Below are 17,991 nucleotides of genomic sequence, written 5' to 3'. Positions count from 1 at the left end.
GGTCCGCGCGGCTACCGCAGGCCGGTGGAGCGGCGCAGCGCCGCCTGCAGCAGCCGGTCGATCAGCTCCGGGTAGGACAGCCCGCTGGCCTCCCACATCTTCGGGTAGGCCGAGATCGGGGTGAAGCCGGGCATGGTGTTGATCTCGTTGACCATCCAGCTGCCGTCCTCCAGGAGGAAGAAGTCCACCCGGGCCAGGCCCTCGCAGCCGAGCGCCTCGAACGCGGCCACCGCCTGGCGGCGGATCTCGGCGGTCTCCTCGCCGGACAGCTCGGCCGGGATCCGCACCTCCGAGGAGTCGATGTACTTGGCCTCGAAGTCGTAGAACTCGTAGTCGCCGCCGACCAGCACCTCGGCCGGGACGCTGGCCCGCGGGCCGTCCTCGAACTCCAGCACGGCGCACTCGATCTCGCGGCCGGAGACGCCTGCCTCGATGATCAGCTTGGGGTCGTGCCGGCGGGCCTCGTCGATCGCGCGGTCGAGGTCGGAGAGGTCCTTGACCTTGGTGATGCCCATGCTGGAGCCGGCCCGGCAGGGCTTCACGAACAGCGGCAGACCGAGCTCGGCGGCCCGCTCGCGGACGGCCGCGCGGCCCTCCTCGGTCTCCCACTCGCGCGGGCGGACCACGGTGTAGCGGCCGACGCCCAGGCCGTGCGAGGCCAGCAGGCGCTTGGTGAACTCCTTGTCCATGCCGACCGCGCTGGAGAGCACGCCGTTGCCGACGTACGGCACCCCGGAGAGCTCCAGCAGGCCCTGCAGCGTGCCGTCCTCGCCCCAGGGGCCGTGCAGCAGCGGGAAGACCACGTCGACCTCGCCGAGCGCCTTGGGGGCCGCACCGGGCTCGCTCCAGACCACCTCGCGGCTGCCCGGGCCGAGCGGCAGCGCGACCTGGCCCTCGACGGACTCGGCGACCTGGTCGACGTCCGGCAGCCGGCCGTCGGTGATGGTCATCCGGGCCGGTTCGTCGCTGACCAGCGCCCAGCGGCCCTCGTGGGTGATGCCGATCGGCAGCACCTCGTACTTGTCGCGGTCGATCGCCCTCAGCACGCTGCCCGCGGTGGAGACCGAGATGGCGTGCTCGGAGCTGCGGCCGCCGAAGACGATGGCGACACGAGGCTTCACGGACGGGTTCTGGGAGGTCTGTTCGATGCTCATATCGCGACCGAGAGTACCGTGCGGCCTGTTTCGGACAGGTGAGCCACCCTGGGGCGGACGTTCACCGCCGCTCGGGCTTGGCCGAGCGGGACATCAGCGCCTGAAGGACCTCCTGGGTGGGCCGGCCGTTGTGCACCACGTCCACCACGGCCTCGACGATCGGCATGTCGACGCCGCAGCGCCGGGCCAGGTCGAGCACCGACTCGCAGGACTTCACGCCCTCCGCGGTCTGGCGGGTGGCCGCGATGGTCTCCGCCAGCGACATGCCCCGGCCCAGGTTGGTGCCGAAGGTGTTGTTGCGGGAGAGCGGTGAGGAGCAGGTCGCCACCAGGTCGCCCATCCCGGCGAGTCCGGCGAAGGTGTGCGCGTCCGCGCCGAGTGCCAGTCCCAGCCGGGTGGTCTCGGCCAGCCCGCGGGTGATCAGCGTCGCCTTGGTGTTGTCGCCGAGCCCCATGCCGTTGGCCATGCCGACCGCGAGGCCGATCACGTTCTTCACCGCGCCGCCCAGCTCGCAGCCGATCACGTCGGTGTTGGTGTACGGCCGGAAGTACGGCGTGTGGCAGGCCGCCTGGAGCCGCTTGGCGACCGACTCGTCGGTGCACGCGACGACGCTCGCGGCGGGCTGCCGGTTGGCGATCTCGCGGGCCAGGTTGGGGCCGCTGACCACGGCGATCCGCTCCGGACCGACACCGGCGACCTCGCCGATGACCTCGCTCATCCGCTTGGCGGTGCCGAGCTCGATGCCCTTCATCAGGCTGACCAGGACGGTCTGCGGCTCCAGCAGCGGCGCCCAGGCCGCCAGGTTCTCGCGGAGCGTCTGGGAGGGCACCACCAGCACCGCGAAGTCGGCGCCGGCCAGCGCCTCGGCGGGGTCGGTGGTGGCCCGGACCGAGGAGGGCAGCCGGACCCCGGGGAGGTAGTCCGGGTTGACGTGGGTGGCGTTGACGGCGTCCGCCAGCTCCTGCCGGCGGCCCCAGAGGGTCACCTCGCAGCCGGCGTCCGCGAGGATCATCGCGAACGCGGTGCCCCAGGAGCCCGTTCCGAACACGGCACATCGGGTCACTTGCCGGCCTCCTCGTCCTCGTCGGCGGCCCGGCCGGCCGCCTTCTGCCGGCGGGCCGCCGCGGCGGCGCCCCGGTTCCGGGCCGCCTCCCGCATGTCGTACCGCTCGGCGGGCGGCTCGGTCTCGCGGATCTCGGCCAGCACGGCGGTGATCGCCGTCATGATGTCCTCGGTGGCGTCCCTGAGCACCTGGGCGGTCAGCTCCTGGCCGCGGTACTTGCTCAGGTCGACGGCCGGCCCGGCCGCGACCGTCACCCGGTGGCGCGGGAAGAGGTTGAACTTGCTCTTCCCGGCGCCGCCCCTGCCGTACGGCGGGATGATCTCGTGCGCGCCCCAGTGCGCCACCGGGATGACCGGGGCGCCGGTCATCAGCGCGACCCGGGCCACCCCGCTCTTGCCGGTCATCGGCCAGAGGTCCGGGTCCCGGGTGAGGGTGCCCTCCGGGTAGAACTGCACGCACTGGCCGCCGTTGACCGCGTCGATGGCGGCCCGGAACGCCTGCGCCGCGTCGGTCGACTCGCGGAACACCGGGATCTGGCCCGTCTTGCGGAGCATGAAGCCGATGAACGGCACGGAGAACAGCGAGGACTTGCCGAGGATCCGCGGCGGCCGTCCGCTGTTGTACTGCCAGTGCGCGTAGATCACCGGGTCGATGACCGAGTTGTGGTTGACCGCGGTGATGAAGCCGCCCTTCTTCGGAAGGTGCTCCCAGCCCCGCCAGTCGGGCTTGACCAGGGCGGTCGTCACCGGCTTCACCAGCACGGCCGCGAAGCGGTACCAGATGCCGTAGTCGGCGTTGCCGAAGCTGGCGTACGAGCGGCGGGCCACCCCAGATCCTCCTCATCCGTGCGGCACGTCGGGTGCCGCGTCAGTCACGTTGCCGCGACCCCGCTTCGGGGCCCGGGCGCGGAACAGTCTCACCCGACCGCTCATTGGCTGTCGAGCAACCGCGCCAGCACGTCGGGCGGGCGTGATCAAACGCACGTCCGCACAGTTCGGACGGCCTGGCGAGGGTTCCGGGACCGGCGTCACAATGACGCCGATGACCCAGGACACCGTACGCCCCAGCGGGCCCGTCGCGCCCGCCGCACCCACTGCCGGCTGGTCGCTGGTACTGCCGCTCAAGCAGCTCGCCCGGGCCAAGTCACGGCTGGCGCCGTTCGCCGGCCCGCACCGCCCGGACCTGGCGCTCTCCTTCGCCCTGGACACCGTCACCGCCGCGCTGGCCGCCTCCGAGGTCGGTCGCGTCCTGGTGGTGACCCGGGACGCGGAGGCCGGCGAGCTGCTCGCCGCGCTCGGCGCCCTGGTCGTCGACGACGAACCGGGGGGCGGACTCAACGACGCACTGGCGCACGGCGCGGCGGTCGCGCTGGCGCTCGCCCCGCGCGCCCCGTTGGCCGCTCTCTCGGCGGACCTGCCGGCCCTGCGCCCGGCCGAACTGGGCCGGGTGCTGACCGCCGTCCCGGTCACCGGCCGGGCCTTCCTGCCCGACGCACCCGGCCTGGGCACCACCCTGCTCGCCTGCGCCCCGGGCAGCCCGCTCTCCCCCGCCTTCGGGGACGGTTCACGGGCCCGGCACGCGGCCGGCGGCGCCCGCGAACTGCGGCTGACCGGCGTGGAGTCGGTCCGCCGGGACGTCGACACCGGCGAGGACCTGGCGGCGGCGCTGGCCCTCGGCGTGGGCCCGCACACCCGGGCCCTGGCGGTCCGGCTCGGGTACCTGCCGGACCGGTCCTCCGGACCGCGCCGGGCCCCGGCCCGCACGTCACCCGGGACTGTCGGTGGTGCTCGCTATGCTGCTGACATGCAGGCCACCGCGTTCACTTTCGACCCCGCCACCCGGGCCGGCTCCGTGCTGCTCGACGACGGGACCCCGGTGCCGTTCGACGCCGCCGCCTTCGACGCCGGCGGCCTGCGGCTGCTCCGTCCCGGCCAGCGGGTCCGGATCCGCACCGAGGGCGCCGCGGAGGCCCGCCGGGTGGTCTTCCTGACGCTGCAGACCTTCCCGGACCCGGCCGCGGACCCGAGCGCGGGCTGACCGCGTCCGTACGGCGCCGGAGGCCCGGAAAACCGGAGAGCCGTGGCGCCGGCCCCGCCCGGAAAACCGGGTGGAGTGCTGCGCCACGGCTCTCGAAGGCCGTCCGTCGACTACTTCGCGGAGGTCTTGCGCGCGGTGGTCTTACGGGTGGCGGTCTTCTTCGCCGGAGCCGTCTTCTTGGCCGTCGCGGTCGCCTTCTTGGCGGCGGTCGCGGTGGTCTTCTTGGCGGCGGCGGTGGTGGCCGTCTTCTTCGCGGCGGCCGCCGTCTTCTTGGTCGCGGTCGCGGTGGTCTTCTTCGCGGCGGCGGTGGTGGTGGCCTTCTTGGCGGCGGGCGCCTTCTTGGCAGCGGTCGCGGTGGTCTTCTTCGCGGCGGCGGCGGTGGTGGTGGCGGTCTTCTTCGCCGCGGCCTTCTTCGCCGGGGCGGCGGCAGCGGCAGCCGTGGCGGCACGCTTGGTGGCGGCGCGCTTGGCGGCCGGAGTCGCGGCGACACCGCTCTTGCCCGGGGTGAGGGAGCCCTTGGGCGCCTTCTTCACCGAGGGGCCTTCCTTCGGCAGCTTCTTGCTGCCGCTGACCAGGTCCTTGAAGCCCTGGCCGGGACGGAAGCGGGGCACCGAGGTCTTCTTGACCTTGACCTTCTCGCCGGTCTGCGGGTTGCGGGCGAAGCGCGCGGAGCGCTCCACCTTCTCAAAGGTGCCAAAACCGGTGACCGACACCCGGTCACCGGCCACAACGGCGCGGACCATGGTGTCGAGCACTGCGTCGACGGCCTCTGCGGCAGCCTTGCGACCGCCCAGCTGCTCGGCCACCGCTTCGACAAGCTGAGCCTTGTTCACGTCTTCCCCTTCGGAAACGGGCGCCGGATGATTCCATCCGTTCATTTCGCACGTTAGGTATGTATCTGCGGACTTTCAATTACCAAACGCGCGAATCACCCTAGTGTCGCAATGGATTTGCGCGTCGGCGACCTCAGTCGACGGGCGGGCGCCCCTCGTCGAGGTCCTGCACAAAGCGACTCAACCGCCGCGCCGCCCCGGGAAGATCGCGCTTGGCGGTCTCCGTGACGATCAGCAGTTGACGGGCGAGAGCGGTCTTTGCATCGGCAGACACGTTCAGCGCATGCACGCGGTCGTGAGCTTGCTTCAACCGCTCGGCCACAAGCGCGAAGAGCGCTGCGACTTCCGGGTCGTCCGGCCCCTCAGCAGGTGAGGTGGCGGCGTCCGGCCGATCGTCAATTCGGCGTTCGGATCCCCGGCCCGTGGACTCCGGTGACGCGGGTTCGCCGCCCGCGTACGGAGGTTCATGGTGCCGGTGCATGCACTGATTGTGCCATCTACCCGGAGTTGTGCATGCGCGGGGCCCTCCGCCGCATTACCGAAAGGGCAATCGGGGGGCGGCCGGGCCGCACAACTCCCGCTCCGGAACGGCGGACGGCCCGCCCCCCCGAGGGGGGAGCGGGCCATCCGGCGGATCGTCAGAATGCTTGTTCAGAAGGGGATCTCAGGCGACCGGCAGAGTACGCGGCTTGAACGAGGGACGGGTCTCCTCGAACGCCGAGATGTCGGCCTCGTTCTGCAGGGTGATGCTGATGTCGTCCAGCCCGTTCAGCAGCCGCCACCGAACGTTGTCGTCCAGTTCGAAGGACGCGGTGATGCCCTCGGCGCGCACCTCGCGGGCCTCCAGGTCGACGGTGATCTCCGCGGTCGGGTCGGCCTCGGTGAGCTCCCAGAGCCGCTCCACGGTCTCCTGCGGCAGCACCACGGTGAGCAGGCCGTTCTTCAGCGAGTTGCCGCGGAAGATGTCGGCGAAGCGCGAGGAGACGACCGCGTGGAAACCGTAGTTCTGGAGCGCCCAGACGGCGTGCTCACGGGAGGAGCCGGTGCCGAACTCGGGGCCGGCCACCAGGACGGTGGCCCCTTCCCGCTCGGGCCGGTTGAGGATGAACGACTCGTCCTTGCGCCAGGCCTCGAACAGACCGCCCTCGAAACCGGAACGGGTGACCTTCTTGAGCCAGTGGGCCGGGATGATCTGGTCGGTGTCGACGTTGCTGCGGCGCAGCGGGACGGCCCGACCGGTGTGGGTGGTGAACTTGTCCATGCTGCTCAGACCTCCACAGCGGCGTTGGGGTCCGCCAGGTCGGCGGCGCTCAGATCGGCGGGGGCCGCCAGCCGGCCCAGGACGGCGGTCGCGGCGGCGACCTGCGGGGAGACCAGGTGGGTGCGTCCGCCCTTGCCCTGGCGGCCCTCGAAGTTGCGGTTCGAGGTCGAGGCGCAGCGCTCGCCGGGGGCCAGCTGGTCGGGGTTCATGCCCAGGCACATCGAGCAGCCGGCGTGGCGCCACTCGGCACCCGCCGCGGTGAACACCTTGTCCAGGCCCTCCTCGACGGCCTGAAGGGCGACCCGGACGGAACCGGGGACGACCAGCATCCGCACGCCGTCGGCGACCCGGCGGCCCTCCAGGATGGCCGCGGCGGCGCGCAGGTCCTCGATCCGGCCGTTGGTGCAGGAGCCGACGAAGACCGCGTCGACCGCGACCTCGCGCAGCGGCGTACCGGCCACCAGGCCCATGTACGCGAGGGCGTTCTCGGCGGCGGTCCGCTCCTGCGGGTCGGCGAACGACTCGGGGTGCGGGACGTTCGCACCGAGCGGGGCGCCCTGACCGGGGTTGGTGCCCCAGGTGACGAAGGGGGTCAGCTCGGCGGCGTCGATGAAGATCTCGTGGTCGAAGACCGCGTCCTCGTCGGTGCCCAGGGTCTTCCAGTAAGCGACGGCGGCGTCCCAGTCCTCGCCCTTCGGGGCGTGCGGGCGGCCTTCGAGGTAGTCGAAGGTGATCTGGTCAGGCGCGATCATGCCGGCCCGGGCGCCCGCCTCGATGGACATGTTGCAGATGGTCATCCGGGCCTCCATGGAGAGGCTGCGGATCGCCGAACCGCGGTACTCCAGGACGTAGCCCTGACCGCCGCCGGTGCCGATCTTCGTGATGATCGCCAGGATCAGGTCCTTGGCGGTCACTCCGTCGGGGAGTTCGCCCTCCACGGTGATGGCCATGGTCCGGAACGGGGCCAGCGGCAGCGTCTGGGTGGCCAGCACGTGCTCGACCTGGCTGGTGCCGATACCGAACGCCAGTGCGCCGAAGGCGCCGTGGGTGGAGGTGTGGGAATCGCCACAGACCACGGTCGTACCGGGCTGGGTCAGGCCCAGCTGAGGGCCGACGACGTGCACGACGCCCTGCTCGACGTCGCCGAGCGAGTGGATCCGGACCCCGAACTCGGCGGCGTTGCGCCGCAGCGTCTCCAGCTGGATCCGGGAGACCGGGTCGGCGATCGGCTTGTCGATGTCGAGGGTCGGGGTGTTGTGGTCCTCGGTCGCGATCGTGAGGTCGGTGCGGCGGACCGTGCGTCCGGCCAGCCGGAGGCCGTCGAAGGCCTGCGGGCTGGTCACCTCGTGCAGCAGGTGAAGGTCGATGTAGAGCAGGTCGGGTTCGCCCTCCGCGCGCCGCACGACGTGGTCGTCCCAGACCTTCTCTGCGAGTGTCCGTCCCATCGGGTTCCCTCCAGCCGGCCGCGTTGCCGGCCTTCTCGTGTCGTCGAGGTCGAAGCTTTCGCCGCCCTGTGAGGCTCGCGTCGCGCGACCTGCACACCGGATCGTTGTCCACCATGCGGACACCTGGTCGGGGCCGCATCCTGGATGTCTCCCGGGCTGCTGCATCCAGAGTGGCGCTTTTCCCGGAAGATTGAACTTGCGTCTCGCGGACTGAGACTGCAGTCTTAGGGCATGGACAACTCTAGCGGCGTCGGCGTTCTCGACAAGGCCGCTCTGGTGCTGAGCGCACTGGAGTCGGGCCCCGCCACGTTGGCGGGGCTGGTCGCCGCCACCGGTCTGGCGCGCCCCACGGCCCACCGACTCGCCGTCGCACTCGAACACCACCGCCTGGTCACCAGGGACATGCAGGGCCGCTTCATCCTCGGCCCCCGACTCTCCGAACTCTCCGCCGCGGCGGGCGAGGACCGGCTGCTCGCCACCGCGGGCCCGGTCCTGACCCACCTGCGCGACGTCACCGGCGAGAGCGCACAGCTCTACCGTCGGCAGGGCGAGATGCGGATCTGCGTCGCCGCCGCCGAGCGGCTCTCCGGTCTGCGGGACACCGTCCCGGTCGGCAGCACCCTGCCGATGAAGGCCGGCTCGGCCGCCCAGGTCCTGCTCGCCTGGGAGGAGCCCGAGCGGCTCCACCGCGGCCTCCAGGGCGCCCGCTTCACCGCCACCGCGCTCAGCGGCGTGCGGCGGCGCGGCTGGGCCCAGTCGATCGGCGAGCGGGAGCCCGGCGTGGCCTCGGTCTCCGCCCCGGTCCGCGGCCCCTCCAATCGCGTGGTGGCCTCCGTCTCGGTCTCCGGCCCCATCGAGCGCCTGACCCGCCACCCGGGCCGACTGCACGCCCAGGCCATCATCGAAGCCGCCAACCGCCTCACCGAGGCGCTGCGCCGCAGCTGAAACTCCCCCGCAGGCCCTCCCCCACCCCCACGCGCCCGTCCCCGTATCCGCCCCCCGCAGAAAATCCCCCACGAATCCGAAAGGGCCCGCTCACCTGGTGAGCGGGCCCTTCGAAATGGCCGGCGTCGCAATTCCGCACGACCGCCGGAAATGCGAAAAGCCCCGGCGTGAACCGGGGCCGTACTTTCTGGCTGGGGTACCAGGACTCGAACCTAGACTAAATGAACCAGAATCACTCGTGCTGCCAATTACACCATACCCCAACAAAGCAATTCAGCCGATGGGTGAGCCCATCGGCCTTCCTGCTCTGGTACCCCCGACCGGATTCGAACCGGCGCTACTGCCGTGAGAGGGCAGCGTGCTAGGCCGCTACACAACGGGGGCTTCCTGGCGGTCCCTTGCGGAACCAGTACCCCCGACCGGATTCGAACCGGCGCTACTGCCGTGAGAGGGCAGCGTGCTAGGCCGCTACACAACGGGGGCTTGATCTCTTGTTGTACGGTACTGCGGTGGAGCTGTACTGCGCTGGGGTACCAGGACTCGAACCTAGACTAAATGAACCAGAATCACTCGTGCTGCCAATTACACCATACCCCACCAGAGTTGGACCCTTGCGGGGCCTTCTCGGGCGTTGCGCCCCTCGTTCGGTTCCCGACGGGGTTTCACTCCCCCGTCCGTTCCCTCCCGGGCGGCGCAGAAAGAACATTACCCGACGTCTGGCCTGGCTCCAAAATCGATAACCCCAGGCGGCGGCCGGGAGGCCGCCCGGTGACGCCCGGGGGCGCCGCGGGCCCGGCGCCGGGCCCGGCCCGCGAGCCGAGCAGGACCCGGGCGGGCCCTGCTCGGCGTCCTGGTCGGAGCCCCGGTCAGGCCGCCGGGGCGGCGGCCAGAGCGGCGTTCAGGCGGCGCAGCGTCTCGGGCCGGCCGAGCAGCTCCATCGACTCGAAGAGCGGCGGCGAGACCCGCCGGCCGGTGACCGCGACCCGCAGCGGGGTGAAGGCGAACTTGGGCTTGATGCCCAGGCCCTCCACCAGCGCCTCGCGCAGCGCGGCCTGGATCGGCTCCGGCGTGAAGTCCTCCAGCGCCTCCAGCGCCTTGACGCTGGCCTCCAGCACCGGGCGGGCGTCCGCGGTCAGCACCTTGGCCGCGTCGTCCGGGTCGACCGCGAAGTCGTCCGGGGCGACGAACAGGAAGCCGGCCATCGTGACGATCTCGCCGAGGACGACCATCCGCTCCTGGGTGAGCGGCGCCACCTTGGCCAGCAGCTCCAGCTGCTCGGCGGTCGGCTCGGCCGGCAGCAGGCCCGGGGCCTGCAGGTACGGCACGAGGCGGCGGACGAAGTCCTCCGGCGCGAGCCTGCGCAGGTGCTCGGCGTTGATGTGCTCGCACTTCTTGAGGTCGAAGCGGGCCGGGTTGGCGTTGACGTCGGCGACGTCGAACGCCTCGACCAGCTGCTCGACCGAGAAGATGTCGTCGTCCGCGGAGAGCGACCAGCCCAGCAGCGACAGGTAGTTGAGCAGGCCCTCGGGGATGAAGCCGCGCTCGCGGTAGAGGTTGAGCGAGGCCTGCGGGTCACGCTTGGAGAGCTTCTTGTTGCCCTCGCCCATCACGTACGGCAGGTGGCCGAAGCGCGGGGTGGTGCCGTTGCCGACGCCGATGTCCGCGAGCGCCGCGTAGAGCGCGACCTGGCGCGGGGTGGAGGAGAGCAGGTCCTCGCCGCGGAGCACGTGGGTGATCTCCATCAGCGCGTCGTCCACCGGGTTGACCAGGGTGTAGAGCGGTGCGCCGTTGGCCCGGACGATGCCGTAGTCGGGCACGTTCTCCGGCTCGAAGCTCAGCGTGCCGCGGACCAGGTCGTCGAACACGATGGTGGTGTCCGGCATCCGGAACCGCAGGATCGGCTCGCGCTTCTCCAGCTTGTAGACGGCGACCTGGTCGTCCGTCAGGTCGCGGCAGTGGCCGTCGTAGCCCGACGGCTTGCCGGCCGCGCGGGCGGCCTCGCGGCGGGCGTCCAGCTCCTCGGTCGAGCAGTAGCAGGAGTAGGCGTGACCGGCCTCGTGGAGGCGGCGGGCGACATCGGCGTAGACGTCCATCCGCTGCGACTGGCGGTACGGCGCGTGCGGGCCGCCGATCTCGGGGCCCTCGTCCCAGTCGAAACCGAGCCACTTCATGGCGTCGAGGAGCTGCTCGTACGACTCCTCGGAGTCGCGGGCCGCGTCGGTGTCCTCGATCCGGAAGACCATCGTGCCGCCGTTGTGGCGGGCGAAGGCCCAGTTGAAGAGGGCGGTGCGGACCAGGCCCACGTGGGGGTTGCCGGTCGGGGACGGACAGAAGCGGACCCGGACGGTGGGGTCGGTGTTAGCCACGCTTGATCACCTTGTTGGTGAGAGTGCCGATGCCTTCGATGGAGACGGCGACCTCGTCGCCGACGTTGAGCGGGCCCACCCCAGCGGGTGTGCCGGTGAGGATGACGTCGCCGGGAAGCAGCGTCATGGCCTCGGAGATGTGGACGATCAGCTCGGCGACCGAGCGGACCATCCGGGAGGTGCGGCCGGTCTGCCGCAGCTCGCCGTTGACGGTGCAGGTGACGGCGAGGTCGGCCGGGTCGAGGTCGGTCTCGATCCACGGGCCGAGCGGGCAGGAGGTGTCGAAGCCCTTGGCCCGGGCCCACTGGCCCTCGCGCTGCTGGACGTCGCGCGCGGTGACGTCGTTGGCACAGGTGTAGCCGAGGATCACCTCGGGCACCCGGTCCAGCGGCACCTCACGGCACATCCGGCCGATCACCACGGCGAGTTCGGCCTCGTACTGGACGTCCGAGGAGAACGGCGGGTAGGCGATCGCCTCGGTCGGGCCGATCACCGCGGTCGACGGCTTGAAGAAGGTCAGCGGGACGTCCGGGACGTCGTTGCCCAGTTCGGCGGCGTGCGCGGCGTAGTTGCGGCCGACCGCGACGATCTTGTTGGGCAGCATCGGGCTGAGCAGCCGGACGTCCTGGAAGCGGTAGCTCTCGCCCGTCGGCTGGGGCTGCCCGAACGGGTGGCCGGCCAGGGCGTGGACGACCAGCGACTCGGGCCGGGCCGGGTCCCCCTCGACCACGCCGAAGGAGACGCTGCCGGCGGCAGGGCTCCCTTCCCGGACGGAAAACCTGGCAATGCGCACGGCTGGGCTACCCCTCGCTTCGACGGCCGCCCGGGCGCGCCCGGGCGCTGGTGGGCGCCGAACCCGTCTGGGCCCGGACCCGCTCGATCGCTGCCCAGGCTATCGCGTGGGCCCCCCGCTGCCCGCTTTGCCCCTGTTCGGAGACGTTGCGCCCCGGCACGGCGAAGGGCGCCGCGACCGCCCGGAGGGGTCGGTCGCGGCGCCCTTCGCCACCCGCGGGACAGCACGGTCCCGCGGAACGGCTCAGCTCTGCGGGACGTTCACCAGCGGCGCGACCATCAGCACGGTGCGACGCGGGTTGGCGGTGGAGGACGGCAGCTCGGTGGCGTAGGTCGCGACGTCCTCGGCCCTGCGGGCGCCCGGGACCTTGCCGAAGTCCTCGACCGAGGCCAGCGTCGTCCGGCGCGGGTTCGCCGTGGAACCGCTGGAGAGCGTGGACTGGGTGGCGTTCTTCGCCTGGGACATCGCGTCAGCACCTCAAGGTCGTGGCCGGGCGATCCCCGGGGATCGGCACCGGCCTGAGTGGTTCGGGGAGATTCCGGGCAGGCTGATTCGGGGCCGCGCTCCGGAGACAGCCAGGTTACGGATCTCTTTCCACAGCGACCGTGACCAAAGCTACACATACACCTGTGATTTTGCTCACAAATTGAGAAGCAATTCTCTTATATCCGACATATCGCCGCATCAGCTTTTACCGGCATACCGGATATATCGGGCATATCCGAAGCTCTACGACTCTTGTTGATCTCGGACCCGCTTGGCATGCATCTGACGAGTGTCCGAAAAAGGCGGTATTCCGGTCCGGTTGGCGCACAGTCAGTGAGAACCCGCGCGCAGTGGGTAGCACCGCCCGGTGTGCCCTGGCGGCCCTTGTTGGGATTCCCCGGCTGTGCTGGAATGCCACGGACCGTGGGTAGGGAGTAGTCCACCCCGGTGACCCGCTCTCCCGGACCGGCCGGGGTGCGGATGGAAACTCCACACCGTCCAGGCTGCGGCGACGCGGCGGGACGCCCGGTCCAGAGGTTGCGACGCCAGTGCAGGGACGTTTCAAAAGGGGTAGCGGCGCCGCGGGTGACCCGGAGTCGCGTGAGCCCACGACAGCCCCCCAGCAGGCGGCAACGCCCGGCGGCCCGGCCGAACCGGCGCCCGAGGTGATCGGCCGGCCGGAGGAGGACGGGGCGGACCGGAAGTCGACCCGGGACAAGCTCCGCACCACGCTGACCCGCCGACGGGCCAAGGGCGTGAGCCGGCTCGCCATGCGCAACTGGCGAATCCGGAGCAAGCTGATCGCCCTGCTCGCGCTGCCGGTCATGGTCGCGCTGGTCCTCGGTGGCCTGCGCATCCAGACCTCGCTCGAAACCTCGCAGCAGCTGGCCCAGATGGCCAACCTCTCCGATCTGGCCAAGAAGGCGACCGACCTCGCCAACGCGCTGCAGAACGAGCGGGACATCAGCGCCGGCCCGATCACCGCCAAGCCGAACGCACCGCTGGACGACGACATCGTCGCCGCCCGCAAGGTCACCGACGACCTCAGCCGCACCTTCACCGCGTCCTCGGACAAGTTCGAGAACCTCGAACTCTCCGGCGGGAAGGCGCTGCTCTTCCAGATCCGCAAGGACCTGAACTCGGTCTCCGACGCCCGTGGCACGCCGTACCAGAACAACCAGAACATCCAGGCCACGATCACCGCCTACGACGTGATCATCCGCGACCTGCTGTCGATCACCCAGGACATCGCGCTCGCCTCCAACAACCGCGAGCTGGTCCGCTCGACCCGCGCCCTGCAGCAGTTCTCGCTGGCCAAGAACTCCACGTCGCAGCAGCGTGCGCTGATCAGCGCCGCGCTCGCCAACCCCGACGGCCCCAACCTCAGCCTGAGCGACGAGTCCTTCGGTATCCGGCTGCGCTCGTCCTACGACAACGCGCTCACCGGCTTCAACAACATCTACACCTCGCACGACCTGGACAACCTGCGCGGCCAGCTGAGCTACAACTCGGTGGTCGCCGCGGCCGACCGCTACGCGCGCTCGATCCTCCAGCAGAGCGGTATCCACCAGAGCGAGACCGTCAGCTTCAAGGACTGGTACGAGCAGTCCACCGCCAAGATCTCCGCCGAGCGCCGCATCGAGTCCAAGCTCATCGAGGACCTCGACGGCAAGGCCCAGGAGCTGCAGTCCCAGGCCGACACCGAGGCCCTGATCATCGGTGCCGCCGTCGCGCTCGTGCTGCTCGTCGCCCTCGGTGGCGCCGGTCTGATCGCCCGCTCGATGGTGCGCTCGCTGACCCGTCTGCAGGCCGCGGCCGAGGACGTCGCCGAGCGGCGGCTCCCGGAGCTGGTCAAGACGCTCTCCGAGAGCGACCCGCACGACGTCGACGTCACCGTCGAACCGGTCGCCGTCGACTCCGCGGACGAGATCGGCCACGTGGCCCACGCCTTCGACATGGTGCACAGCGAGGCCGTCCGCCTCGCCGCCGAGCAGGCCCTCCTCCGCGGCAACATCAACGCGATGTTCACCAACCTGTCGCGCCGCAGCCAGGGCCTCATCCAGCGCCAGCTGTCGCTCATCTCCGAGCTGGAGAGCCGCGAGGCCGACCCGGACCAGCTGGCCAACCTCTTCAAGCTGGACCACCTCGCGACCCGTATGCGCCGCAACGGCGAAAACCTCCTCGTCCTCGCCGGTGAGGACCCGGGCCGCCGCTGGACCCGCCCCGTCCCGCTGGTCGACGTGCTCCGCGCCGCCGCCTCCGAGGTGGAGCAGTACGAGCGCATCGAACTGGCCTCCGTGCCGTCCGCCGAGGTCGCCGGCCGCGTCGTCAACGACCTCGTCCACCTGCTCGCCGAGCTGCTGGAGAACGCCACCTCGTTCTCCAGCCCGCAGACCCGCGTCCGGGTCACCGGCCACGCGCTGCCGGACGGCCGGGTGCTGGTCGAGATCCACGACACCGGTATCGGCCTCAGCCCGGACGACCTCGCCGAGATCAACGAGCGCCTCGCCAACCCGCCGACGGTGGACGTCTCCGTCTCCCGCCGCATGGGCCTCTTCGTGGTCGGTCGCCTGTCCCTGCGGCACGGCATCCGGATCCAGCTCCGCCCCAGCGACTCCGGCGGCACCACCGCGCTGGTCATGCTCCCGGTGGACGTCACCAACTCCGCCGACCGCCGCGGCGCCGGCCGGCCCGGCCCGGCGCAGGCCAAGCAGCAGCGCGGGGTCGCCCCGACGCCGCGCCAGCAGCGTCAGATGCCCGGCGGCCCGGGCGGTGCCCCGGCCGCACTCGGCCAGGGCGCGCCGGGCGGCACCCCGCAGAACCGGCCGCAGCTCGGCCAGGGCGGTCCCGGCGGACCGAACACCCCCGCCGGTCAGGGCGGTCCCGGCGGTCAGGGCGGCCTGCCGACCCGGCAGGTCGGCCAGGCACTGCGCGAGACCCCGGCGGCCCCGGCCGGCCGGGCCGGCGCCCAGAGCCAGCAGAACCCGCAGAACCCGCAGGGTGGTCGGCCCGCCGCCGGCCAGCAGGGCGGCCTGCCGCAGCGCACCCCGGGCCGGCAGGGCCCGGCCCAGGGCGGCCCCGGCGGTGCGCCGCAGGGCGGCCCCGGTGGTCTGCCCCGCCGCGGCCAGCAGACCGGTGGTCCGCAGGCCGGCGCTCCGCAGGCCGGTGGTCCGCAGGCCGGCCCCGGTGCCGGTCGGCGCCCCGGTCAGGAGCGGCCGCGGGCCGAGGGCGGCCCGGCCGCCCGGACCGCCGAACAGCCGCAGCACGGCTGGGCCGACCAGCCCGGCCGACCCGGCGGTGCGCCGCAGGGCACCCGCCCGGGCAACCGTCCGCAGGACGGGCTCCCGCAGCGCCAGCGGCCGGGCCAGGGACAGGGTCAGGGCCCGCAGGGCCAGGCTCCGCAGGGCCAGAACCAGCCGGGCCAGGGCCGACAGGCCCCCGGCCGGCCGGGTCCGCAGGGTCCCCAGGGGCCGCAGGGCCCGGGTCAGGGTCGTCCGCAGCGCCCCGGAGCGGGTGCGCCGCCGCAGGGCCGCCAGCCGCAGCTCCCGCCGCAGCAGGGCCAGCCCCGCCAGCAGCCGCAGCAGATCCAGCAGCAGCAGGCCGCCCAGCCGCTGCCGTCGGCCGAGTCCGCGTCGCTGGAGAGCACCCAGCAGTTCGCCCGCCCCCGGTTCGAGGCCAGTGACATCGACCCGCGCGACCCGCTGGGCCTCGGCCTGGTCGAGCCGGTCCTTCCGAGCGTGCCCAACCCGGCACTCCCGGAGCCGGTCCGTCCGGAGCAGGCCGCCCAGCAGCAGCCCCAGCAGCCGCCGGCCCGTCCGGAGCCGATGGCCCTGCCCACCGGTCCGTCCGACGGCGGCGCCCCGGCCGAGCAGGCCCGGTACGGCGAGGAGGCCCGCCCGGGCCAGCCGGGGTCCCGGCCGCGGGGGTACCAGCCGCGCCGTCCCGGGACCACCGCGCCGGGCTTCGACGAGGCACCGGGTCGCCCGGCTCCGCAGGCCCGTCGGGCCGCCCAGGCCCAGCAGCAGCAGCCGCAGCCGCGCGCCGAGGCCCCGCAGGGCCAGGCTCCCCAGGGCCCTGCTCCGCAGGCCCAGGCCCAGCACGCCCAGGCCCAGCACGCTCAGGCCCAGGCTCCGCAGGGTCCGCAGGACGGTCTCGACGACGCCCCGTGGCGTCCGTCCGCCAACGACGAGCGCTGGCGGCGGGCCGAGCAGGTCCGCGAGCCCTCGACCAGCGGCGTCACCATGTCGGGCCTCCCCCGGCGGACCCCGCAGGCCAACCTGGTCTCCGGGACCGCCGAGTCGTCCCCGCTGACCGGTCCTCAGGTGTCCCGCGCTCCCGAGGAGGTGCGGGGCCGTCTGACCAACCTTCGCCGCGGTATCCAGCAGGGCCGCCGGGTCGGCGCCGAGCAGGCCGCCGGCCAGGGCCCGGGCCAGCCTCAGGGCCAGGCCCAGGGCCAGGGCAATCAGGCCGGATTCCGCCATGGTGCCCAGCAGCCCGGGTTCGATAGTTTCGGGGGCCGGACCGACGGCAACGCCGCAGATCATCAGGAGCGTTGAGTTGAATCAGATGAGCCAGGCCGCACAGAACCTGAACTGGCTGATCACCAATTTCGTGGACAACACCCCCGGGGTGTCGCACACGGTGGTGGTCTCCGCGGACGGCCTCCTGCTGTGCATGTCCGAAGGGTTCCCCCGCGACCGCGCCGACCAGCTCGCCGCCGTCGCCTCCGGCCTCACCTCCCTCACCACCGGCGCCAGCCGGATCTTCGAGGGCGGCGAGGTCAACCAGACCGTCGTCGAGATGGAACGGGGCTTCCTCTTCCTGATGGCCGTCAGCGACGGCTCGGCACTCGCCGTCCTGGCCGCCCCCGACTCCGACATCGGTCTCGTCGGATACGAGATGGCCCTGCTCGTCGACCGGGCCGGCGCCGTCCTCACCCCCGCACTCCGCGCAGAACTCCAGGGCAGTCTCCTGCACTGAGTGCACTGAGCGGGTACCCCACCCGTCCCACCTCCCCGCCGGGTCCGACCCGACCGGACCCGGCGTTCCACCCTCAGCTACCCTCAGGCAGCTGATTTCGCCTCAGCTGGCAACCACCCCAGCTGGAACCGGCTGCCCCAGGCTGCAGCACAAGGAGGACCCATGACCCCGCCTTCGACACCCGCCGGCTCGTACGGCAGCGGGTACGGCAGCGGCTACGGCGGGCAGTCCGACGGCTACGAGCAGCAGCCGCTGGTCCGCCCGTACGCGATGACCGGAGGCCGCACCCGGCCCCGGTACCAGCTCGCGATCGAGGCGCTGATCTCGACGACGGGCTCCGCCGAGCGCACCGGCGGCCTGCTGCCCGAGCACGCCCGGATCGTGAACCTCTGCCGTGAGGTCAAGTCCATCGCGGAGATCTCCGCACTGGCCGGCGTCCCGCTCGGTGTCGCCCGCATCCTCGTCGCCGACCTGGCCGAGGCCGGCCTCGTCGCCATCCACCAGCCCGCCGCCGCGGGCGAGTCGGGCGGAACGCCCGACGTCACGCTGCTCGAAAGGGTCCTCAGTGGACTTCGCAAGCTCTAACGCGGCCGCCCCCACCCGCGCCACCACCTCCGCGAAGATCGTC

The 17,991-nt window shown here is 72.1% G+C and carries 14 protein-coding genes, 4 tRNA genes and 1 pseudogene; 5 read left to right on the top strand and 14 right to left on the bottom strand.

Annotation, left to right across the window (positions count from 1 at the left end):
• Positions 1-11 precede the first annotated feature (11 nt).
• The 3 genes from ACFWIC_RS22950 to ACFWIC_RS22940 all read right to left on the bottom strand — a co-directional run bounded on the left by ACFWIC_RS22950 (position 12) and on the right by ACFWIC_RS22940 (position 3,044).
• Entirely contained in the window at positions 12-1,154 is a 1,143-nt protein-coding gene (locus tag ACFWIC_RS22950) for a D-alanine--D-alanine ligase family protein (RefSeq protein WP_329882853.1), read from the bottom strand.
• 61 nt (positions 1,155-1,215) lie between these two features.
• A complete protein-coding gene (locus ACFWIC_RS22945; protein ID WP_329951661.1) occupies positions 1,216-2,217 on the bottom strand; it encodes an NAD(P)H-dependent glycerol-3-phosphate dehydrogenase in 1,002 nt (333 codons plus the stop codon).
• Positions 2,214-3,044, bottom strand: coding sequence for a lysophospholipid acyltransferase family protein (locus ACFWIC_RS22940; RefSeq protein ID WP_329882851.1), 831 nt, complete (start codon positions 3,042-3,044; stop codon positions 2,214-2,216). Before ACFWIC_RS22940 ends, ACFWIC_RS22945 begins: the two co-directional genes overlap by 4 nt.
• A gap of 214 nt (positions 3,045-3,258) precedes the next feature.
• Between ACFWIC_RS22940 and cofC the strand changes: the two are divergent.
• Positions 3,259-3,930: pseudogene (cofC, locus tag ACFWIC_RS22935) on the top strand (2-phospho-L-lactate guanylyltransferase); the annotation flags it as partial.
• Positions 3,931-4,364: 434 nt separating this feature from the next.
• Here the strand turns inward: cofC and ACFWIC_RS22930 are convergent.
• The 4 genes from ACFWIC_RS22930 to leuC all read right to left on the bottom strand — a co-directional run bounded on the left by ACFWIC_RS22930 (position 4,365) and on the right by leuC (position 7,793).
• Positions 4,365-5,087, bottom strand: coding sequence for an HU family DNA-binding protein (locus ACFWIC_RS22930; protein WP_329882850.1), 723 nt, complete (start codon positions 5,085-5,087; stop codon positions 4,365-4,367).
• Positions 5,088-5,220: 133 nt separating this feature from the next.
• A complete protein-coding gene (locus ACFWIC_RS22925; RefSeq protein WP_380356926.1) occupies positions 5,221-5,568 on the bottom strand; it encodes a hypothetical protein in 348 nt (115 codons plus the stop codon).
• Positions 5,569-5,751: 183 nt separating this feature from the next.
• Complete coding sequence (gene leuD, locus ACFWIC_RS22920) at positions 5,752-6,348, bottom strand: 3-isopropylmalate dehydratase small subunit (RefSeq protein ID WP_329882849.1); 597 nt, start codon at positions 6,346-6,348, stop codon at positions 5,752-5,754.
• Positions 6,349-6,353: 5 nt separating this feature from the next.
• The gene (gene leuC / locus ACFWIC_RS22915; RefSeq protein ID WP_329882848.1) at positions 6,354-7,793 is read right to left on the bottom strand and encodes a 3-isopropylmalate dehydratase large subunit; all 1,440 of its coding nucleotides are present in this window, start codon (positions 7,791-7,793) and stop codon (positions 6,354-6,356) included.
• Positions 7,794-8,024: 231 nt separating this feature from the next.
• Here leuC and ACFWIC_RS22910 point away from each other — a divergent pair, with 231 nt between their 5' ends.
• Positions 8,025-8,738 carry an IclR family transcriptional regulator gene (locus tag ACFWIC_RS22910; protein WP_329882847.1) on the top strand — a complete coding sequence of 238 codons (714 nt, stop codon included), beginning with the start codon at positions 8,025-8,027 and terminating at the stop codon, positions 8,736-8,738.
• Positions 8,739-8,926: 188 nt separating this feature from the next.
• Here the strand turns inward: ACFWIC_RS22910 and ACFWIC_RS22905 are convergent.
• From ACFWIC_RS22905 to ACFWIC_RS22875, 7 genes are all read right to left on the bottom strand, one after another.
• Positions 8,927-9,001 (bottom strand) — tRNA-Gln (locus ACFWIC_RS22905).
• A 45-nt stretch (positions 9,002-9,046) separates the two neighbouring features.
• A tRNA-Glu gene (locus ACFWIC_RS22900) sits at positions 9,047-9,122 on the bottom strand.
• Between the two features lie 26 nt (positions 9,123-9,148).
• Positions 9,149-9,221: transfer RNA gene (locus ACFWIC_RS22895), tRNA-Glu, on the bottom strand.
• Between the two features lie 42 nt (positions 9,222-9,263).
• A tRNA-Gln gene (locus tag ACFWIC_RS22890) sits at positions 9,264-9,335 on the bottom strand.
• Positions 9,336-9,604: 269 nt separating this feature from the next.
• Positions 9,605-11,104, bottom strand: coding sequence for a glutamate--tRNA ligase (gene gltX, locus ACFWIC_RS22885; protein WP_329951660.1), 1,500 nt, complete (start codon positions 11,102-11,104; stop codon positions 9,605-9,607).
• Positions 11,097-11,897, bottom strand: coding sequence for a fumarylacetoacetate hydrolase family protein (locus ACFWIC_RS22880; protein WP_329951659.1), 801 nt, complete (start codon positions 11,895-11,897; stop codon positions 11,097-11,099). The genes gltX and ACFWIC_RS22880 overlap by 8 nt, the downstream gene beginning before the upstream one ends.
• A 243-nt stretch (positions 11,898-12,140) precedes the next feature.
• The gene (locus ACFWIC_RS22875; protein ID WP_329882844.1) at positions 12,141-12,362 is read right to left on the bottom strand and encodes a hypothetical protein; all 222 of its coding nucleotides are present in this window, start codon (positions 12,360-12,362) and stop codon (positions 12,141-12,143) included.
• Positions 12,363-12,931: 569 nt separating this feature from the next.
• Here ACFWIC_RS22875 and ACFWIC_RS22870 point away from each other — a divergent pair.
• The 3 genes from ACFWIC_RS22870 to ACFWIC_RS22860 all read left to right on the top strand — a co-directional run bounded on the left by ACFWIC_RS22870 (position 12,932) and on the right by ACFWIC_RS22860 (position 17,948).
• Positions 12,932-16,939 (top strand): nitrate- and nitrite sensing domain-containing protein, encoded by a 4,008-nt coding sequence (locus ACFWIC_RS22870; protein WP_380519895.1) that lies wholly within the window; start codon positions 12,932-12,934, stop codon positions 16,937-16,939.
• A 10-nt stretch (positions 16,940-16,949) separates the two neighbouring features.
• Positions 16,950-17,363, top strand: a complete 414-nt coding sequence (locus ACFWIC_RS22865) for a roadblock/LC7 domain-containing protein (RefSeq protein WP_043468791.1) — start codon at positions 16,950-16,952, stop codon at positions 17,361-17,363.
• A 162-nt stretch (positions 17,364-17,525) separates the two neighbouring features.
• The gene (locus ACFWIC_RS22860) at positions 17,526-17,948 is read left to right on the top strand and encodes a DUF742 domain-containing protein (RefSeq protein WP_329881598.1); all 423 of its coding nucleotides are present in this window, start codon (positions 17,526-17,528) and stop codon (positions 17,946-17,948) included.
• The last annotated feature ends 43 nt before the right edge of the window (positions 17,949-17,991 follow it).

The organism is Kitasatospora sp. NPDC127035, assembly GCF_042726075.1.
GTDB lineage: Bacteria > Actinomycetota > Actinomycetes > Streptomycetales > Streptomycetaceae > Kitasatospora.
The sequence above is the reverse complement of the archived record's forward strand: the minus strand, read 5'-3'. Positions and strand labels throughout refer to the sequence as shown.

Bases quoted from the DNA above. Each gene is read 5' to 3' on its own strand.
- ACFWIC_RS22860 (WP_329881598.1), top strand. From the start codon at position 17,526: ATGACCCCGCCTTCGACACCCGCCGGCTCGTACGGCAGCGGGTACGGC.
- ACFWIC_RS22865 (WP_043468791.1), top strand. From the start codon at position 16,950: ATGAGCCAGGCCGCACAGAACCTGAACTGGCTGATCACCAATTTCGTG.
- ACFWIC_RS22950 (WP_329882853.1), bottom strand. From the start codon at position 1,154: ATGAGCATCGAACAGACCTCCCAGAACCCGTCCGTGAAGCCTCGTGTC.
- leuC (WP_329882848.1), bottom strand. From the start codon at position 7,793: ATGGGACGGACACTCGCAGAGAAGGTCTGGGACGACCACGTCGTGCGG.
- ACFWIC_RS22875 (WP_329882844.1), bottom strand. From the start codon at position 12,362: ATGTCCCAGGCGAAGAACGCCACCCAGTCCACGCTCTCCAGCGGTTCC.
- leuD (WP_329882849.1), bottom strand. From the start codon at position 6,348: ATGGACAAGTTCACCACCCACACCGGTCGGGCCGTCCCGCTGCGCCGC.
- ACFWIC_RS22925 (WP_380356926.1), bottom strand. From the start codon at position 5,568: ATGCACCGGCACCATGAACCTCCGTACGCGGGCGGCGAACCCGCGTCA.
- ACFWIC_RS22910 (WP_329882847.1), top strand. From the start codon at position 8,025: ATGGACAACTCTAGCGGCGTCGGCGTTCTCGACAAGGCCGCTCTGGTG.